The sequence below is a fragment of the Roseobacter sinensis genome (genome assembly GCF_025755255.1).
Taxonomy (GTDB): Bacteria; Pseudomonadota; Alphaproteobacteria; order Rhodobacterales; family Rhodobacteraceae; genus Roseobacter; species Roseobacter sinensis.
The window spans coordinates 59,648-65,673 of sequence record NZ_JALIEB010000021.1 but is presented as its reverse complement, the minus strand read 5'-3'; the positions used below and the strand labels follow the sequence as shown (position 1 = coordinate 65,673).

The following is a 6,026-nucleotide window of genomic DNA, read 5'->3' as shown; positions in this document are numbered from 1 at the left end:
AACCTCAGACGCAAGAAGAAGGAAGTTCAGAAAACACGCATTGACAGATTAGAGAACAGAATCGGCGGGAACCGGACATTCGCTGCGCACGCAAAGTCGCGAGGTTTTCAAACCTGCCGATCCGGGACGTTTCCGACGTTTGGGATCGTCAAACCGAGGGCCGCCCTCGAGACGCCGCAGGTGTGCGAGCGGCGCTCTATTCTCCTCAAGTTTGTGCCGCAGTAATCCGGTCAAACCCCAGGGCCGCGAGAGCTAACAGGACAACGCCAGCCGACAGCACAGCGAGGACACCCCATCCCAAGTTTGCAATCACGAAGCCGGCCGTAAAAGTGCAGATCGTTGAGACGAGCGCGATGATCGTGTCGTTTGCCCCCTGAACCACCGCCTTTTGAGTTTCGATCACGGCTGCGTCCAACATGGTCGTCGCCCCGATGAAGCCGAAATTCCAGCCGATGCCCAAGACGATCAATGAGCCATAGAAGTGTATGGTAGAGGTGCCGAGTGCCGCAGCACCCGCTGCGAGGCCGGTGATCAGAAGTCCAGAGATCGCGATCGTCTGCGCCCCAAATCGCTTTATCAGAAAACCCGTGATGAAGCTCGGCGCAAACATCGCGACGATGTGCCAACGCACGACATCGCTCGCACTTGCCTCACTGAATCCGCATCCCACCATCGCGATGGGTGTGGGAACCATCAGAAGAACCATGACGCCTTGCGACACCGCTGCAATGGCCACAGCACGCCTTATGGGACGGTGCCGAAGCGCGCCCAGTGCTGCAAAACTCTTGGAAAACAGGCTGTCAGCGTCTCGATTGGGTGGCGGCATCCGGACGCCGGCAAGAGGAAGAAGCCCGAGCAGCGCAATCAACGCCGTTGCGGCATAGGCTCCGGCGAAGGGTACCGGCGCAAGCGCGTCCTTTGCGACAACGAAGATTTGCGGCCCGACGACGGCGGCGATCAGAAGGGAGCTTAGCATGAGAGAAATCGCGACAGGTCGCCAATTGATGTCGATCACCTCTCCGGCGGCGAAGCGAAAATACTGGAATGACGACCAGCCGGCCCCCATCAAGAAATGCGCAGCGCACAGCAGTACGAAACTTTGAGAATAAAGGGCTTGCGCGGCCAGAATACCTCCAGCAAAGGTCATCACCCCACCGAGAACAAATCCCGCCCGACGACCGAACCGCCCCATGACAAGAGAAAGTGGTGCTGCGGCGAGCATTCCAGCCAGCGTCTGAACAGAGGACGGCAGCGTCGCCAACGTTGCGGTCGGTGCCAACGTCAACCCTGCCAGGCCGCCCAGAATCAGCTGGATCGGGAACGCCGCGCCCAAGATGGTGTTGGCTAGTATGAGGCCTGTGAAATCGCGATTGCGAAACATGGTGACTAGTGACATCGGAGAGAGGCCTTCGCGTATTGGTCTTCTCGAAGACATGTAGCGCGACAAACGCTGTCTCCACAGGTGCAATCACGACGACGCTCATTTGACGAGCACCGGAAATCCAATCTGACACTCTTGCAGGGCGCAGGGCCGATCACTTTGATCTAAGCGCGGAACCTGTCTTGACAAAAAGTGCGACCGAAGACGCTTCGGGCGGGCTTCGATGGCAAAGTGGGCGCTCAGCTGAGACGTTTTTCGAGATAGTAGAAGGCGTCATGACCTTCATAGTTCGGTAAAGAGCCGAAGACTCTGTATCCGAGTTTTTCACAGAGATGCCGGGCTCTCTCGTTTCTGGTTTCAAGGTCAAGCCGGATACCCCTTCATATTTGCGTGATCCTCTGCAGCTTGCCCAAGGCTGCGTGTCTAGACGCCAACGCCCAGCAGGAGGTTGTCGTCGATCCGTGTGAAATAGCTCGGCTTGCGTTCCGGCGCTTTGGTCTGAGGATTTTGCCAGATGTAGTCCACCCACCCTTGGTCATCGGTTTGCACTGTCTCGACGAAGCTGCGGGCAAACTCATGCCCTTCCACGTCGCGCAGACCGATGAGGGTCCGACCTAACAGCGCATCGTTCGCGCCATGCGCCACCGTATTGCCCTCGGTGTCGAATACGAAGACATAGAGATCGCGATCGTGGAACTCACCGGTCGAACTGTCGGACAGAGCCGCGATCAGACTGTCGAGACGATTGGCGTCGTAGAGCGCTGCAGCGCGTTTGGCCATAGCCTGTGGTTCTACCTTTGTGCCCTCCTGCCCAGCCATGGCCGCAAGTGGAAGGAAGAGCATCGCACGGGCGAGCCAGACTTTCTTGAACATTGGAAATACCTCCATGGACCTCGGGGACGTGCGAGACGCTATGGTGCAAGGCGTCGAGCTCCGGCGAGAGCGTCCGGGAAAACACGGCAATTTCGCTTCAGGTAAGGCTGCATATCGCCCGCCACTACCGGGGACCGTTGTCGCGAGGAATGCCAGTAAGGGGCGTGCAAAATACCTGAGGTGAACCGCTGCGATTGGGCCGACCCAAGCCAACGGGCCGTTTGCTAATCGAGTTTGCAAAGAGCAAATGACCCGGTGATCGACGGCCCGACCTCTTCGCGCGATAAGTTCGACGCCTGCGAGGATCGCCAGTGTTGCGGCCCACTGCTCGAGATTGGTACCGGCGCAGCGCTAGCCGCCGGCAGCCCGACGGAGTTGTTTTGGTGTCCAGTGCGCCTCAGGCCAAGCCTGGAAGCCGGGATCCGTCGCTCATCGACCCTGTTTGAGCGCGGGCCAAAGCCGCGATCGCTCCCGACGTCGCTGAGGCGCTCGCCCGGCCCGTCAAAGGCACCGCTTGTCGACTGCAAACGACTGCGGCTTTCATCGATCTGATGGGCGGACCAAGCCACTGCTTCGTCGAGGCGACATCACGATCCGCTCGGACGCAGCGCGTTTTTCGGCGGAGCCTCGATGGATGAACGAGCACTCTGTCTTTGCATTTTCCGCAAGACTCATGCCCGTGTGATCTGCTGGAAAGCCGGTTGCTCCCGATCGCTGCCTCAGATCATTCTCCGCAAGCTTTTCGAAACGCAAAGCATGCCAATCGGTGGAGAGAAAACAGGCTGGCTCTAGAACCCGTCCGGGTCCAGAAAGTCGGCGATTTTCTTGAGCTTTGCCTTGACCAACGCGAGATCCTCGCGCCCGATCTCTGCTGCGAGTTGATCCTCCAGATCCTCAAAGTAGCTGACGGTGTCTTCAACGACGGCCCGGCCCTGCGCGGTGAACTGAATGATCGATGCACGACCGTCATTGGGGTCAGGAATTCGTTCGACAAGGCCTTTCTGCTCGACCTCCTGAACCAATTTGCTGGCGGCCTGCTTCGATGTGCCCAGTCGCCGCGCGAGCGTGGTGATGCGGTTTCCGGTGGTTTCAAGCTGGATCAGAACGGCCTTTTGCGCCGGCGTGACGTCAAAGTCGACAGTCTGGTGCGCAAGTAGGCCTCGATCAATGCTCAGCATAAGCCGTGCGACCTGCCGTCCGAGCGCATCTGCGCGCTTCTGATCAATGGGGCTTTGAGGCATAGTCATCACAATTTAGTCAACTAGATTGACTAAAAATAAGCAGCCGGTATAGTCAACTTCATTGATAGTACGGATGCCTTGTCTCAGGCAACCGTTGATGTCGACTGCTGTGCTGGGACAGGCGCGGTCTTCTTCAAGACGCGTCAGATCGGGTCTGCGTCCAGCATTTGGGTGACGAGTCAAAGCCGCCAAGCGAATGCACGGGGGCGAAACATTTAGAAAGCAAAGAGTATGAACACGAGTATTATTAGACAGAATGTCGCGACGCAGGATACCGAGAGCGCAATTCACGCATATGACTGGGCCCTGCCGATCTGGGGATGGCCGCAAGCCGAAACCGACAGCGACGTGCCGGAGATCGCTGATCCGATTGACTTCGGATCGAGTTTTGACAGCTCCGAGGACGGCCATGTCGCCCACTTGGACGCCGTGCACGAGACACACTCCGAAGCAAACACGCGGTCCGATGACGCGGACAATGGATGGCCGCTTCTGACGACAAGCGCATCAAGAGACCGGGTCGAGCCGACCCTGCATGCCGTCAGGATCTTTGGCGACGACCCGGTGTCGGCGTCTGCCAGTGGTAGCACATGGGCGCCGCAAGTATCTGTGCTGCAGCAAACACCGATCACGCAATCGCGCAATGGCGGCATTTTTGGATTGGACGGCGACAGCCATGTGGTCGGAACAGAGTGGGACGACGTTTTCTACGAAGCGAAGTACTACGCCGACGAAAATATGCCGGATGGCTGGGCGACGCAGCGTCAGACATTTCAGGGCCGGGATGGAGACGATATCTTCTACACCGTCGATGGACTTGGATATCGGGGTCAAAACACCGACTTCGGCTTGGACATCTTTAACGGCGGCCGAGGGACGGACACGGTCAGTTACATCCGGGCCTATACCGGTGCCGCCATCAATCTCGAAGAGGGGATCGGCTACCGGTTTGGTCAGAACTGGACTCATCCAAACAAGGACTTGGTTGAGCGTGACTCGCTGGTTTCGATCGAGAACGCGACCGGCTCGCAGCACGCCGACCGCATCCGCGGCGACTGGAAAGACAATGTTCTGCACGGGCTTGATGGCGACGATGTGATGTGGGGTGGCCTTGGCGACGACACCATGCACGGTGGGTCCGGCGATGACGCCATGCGCGGCGAAGATCACGACGATCTGATGTTCGGCGATGAGGGCAATGACAGCCTCTGGGGCAGTGTCGGCGATGATACGATCCATGGTGGCGAGGGCGATGATGACATCAGCGGCGGTGCGGGCGATGACAGCATCTTGGGCGATGCCGGAGATGATGAGCTCTACGGGCATGACGGGGCGGACACCATCCGTGCCGGCGAGGGCGACGACACCATTCGCGGCGGCAGCGGAGATGATGAGCTTCACGGCAATGGCGGCGAGAATGATATCCGCGGTGGCAGGGGCTTTGATCAGATCACCCTTGGCAGCGGCGGTTCGGCCTGGGGCGAACAGGGCGACGACCTGATCCATGGCAGCAACGCGCGCGACTTCATCTCGGGGGGCGATCACGACGACGACCTCTTCGGATGGGGCGGCAACGACGAGATGTCCGGCGGCGCAGGCGACGACCACATCGATGGCGGTGCGGGCTTTGACACGGCCAGCTATATGGATGCGAGCGGCGCGGTCTCTGTCTTCCTGTCCTTTGACGGCGGCTTTGCCTCTGGAGGTGCCGGGAACGATCAGCTCTTCAGCATCGAGTCCGTCGTCGGAAGTGCCTTTGGTGATGTCATCTCGGGCAACGATGCTCTGAACACGCTGCTGGGCGGATCAGGCAATGACATCATTGCCGGTAATGGCGGAACGGACATCATCTATGGCCAGGCGGGCGATGACGATCTGCGCGGCGGAACCGGTGGCGACATCATGTTCGGCGGAGACGGGCGCGATCAGGCCAATGGCGGGTCCGGCGACGACGACATTTCCGGAGGCGCGGGCAATGACGCGATCCGCGGTGGCGACGGGCTGGATGACCTGACCGGCGGTGAGGGCTCCGACTCCTTCGTCTTCGTCGGCGGCGATACCGGGGCGGACACGATCACCGATTTCGAGCTGGGCATCGACCGTATCGTCTTTGACGACTTTCTCGCAAACCCCCCGGGCCTTGGCGAGAGCTACCAGGGTGAGGTCTACGCCTTCTTCGCCGACCAGCCGGGGGACAGCACGCTCATGGCGCGCACGACCGACGGCTGGCTTCATGTCGCGACCTTTGAAGGGATCGGTGCCAACGCACTGTCCGATGCCATCGCCGACCGCAGCCTGTTCATCGGATCTGTCGAAGTGGTTGGGGAGGGGCCTGGCGGTTGGGCGCCGGTCGAGGGTGATCCGCTGCCGCTCTCTCCGGGCGATGAGCTGCTCTTCGGCTGAGAAGGAGATCGCCTTTGAAGATGGATGCCGCCATAGGCGGCATCCACCGGGCCTTCGGGTTTGTCGACCTTGATGACGCCTGACATGCCTCCGGGATCATGTGCGATCTTTTCCAGCAATTGTGGTTG

The 6,026-nt window shown here is 59.5% G+C and carries 4 protein-coding genes; 1 reads left to right on the top strand and 3 read right to left on the bottom strand.

Going from position 1 to position 6,026, the window contains the following annotated elements; genetic code table 11:
• Positions 1-205: 205 nt before the first annotated feature.
• The 3 genes from MUB52_RS20840 to MUB52_RS20830 all read right to left on the bottom strand — a co-directional run bounded on the left by MUB52_RS20840 (position 206) and on the right by MUB52_RS20830 (position 3,501).
• Positions 206-1,396, bottom strand: a complete 1,191-nt coding sequence (locus MUB52_RS20840; RefSeq protein ID WP_263846081.1) for an MFS transporter — start codon at positions 1,394-1,396, stop codon at positions 206-208.
• A 408-nt stretch (positions 1,397-1,804) separates the two neighbouring features.
• A complete protein-coding gene (locus MUB52_RS20835; protein WP_263846080.1) occupies positions 1,805-2,254 on the bottom strand; it encodes a cache domain-containing protein in 450 nt (149 codons plus the stop codon).
• A gap of 788 nt (positions 2,255-3,042) precedes the next feature.
• The gene (locus MUB52_RS20830) at positions 3,043-3,501 is read right to left on the bottom strand and encodes a MarR family winged helix-turn-helix transcriptional regulator (protein ID WP_263846079.1); all 459 of its coding nucleotides are present in this window, start codon (positions 3,499-3,501) and stop codon (positions 3,043-3,045) included.
• Between the two features lie 225 nt (positions 3,502-3,726).
• Here MUB52_RS20830 and MUB52_RS20825 point away from each other — a divergent pair, with 225 nt between their 5' ends.
• Positions 3,727-5,898 (top strand): calcium-binding protein, encoded by a 2,172-nt coding sequence (locus MUB52_RS20825; RefSeq protein ID WP_263846078.1) that lies wholly within the window; start codon positions 3,727-3,729, stop codon positions 5,896-5,898.
• The last annotated feature ends 128 nt before the right edge of the window (positions 5,899-6,026 follow it).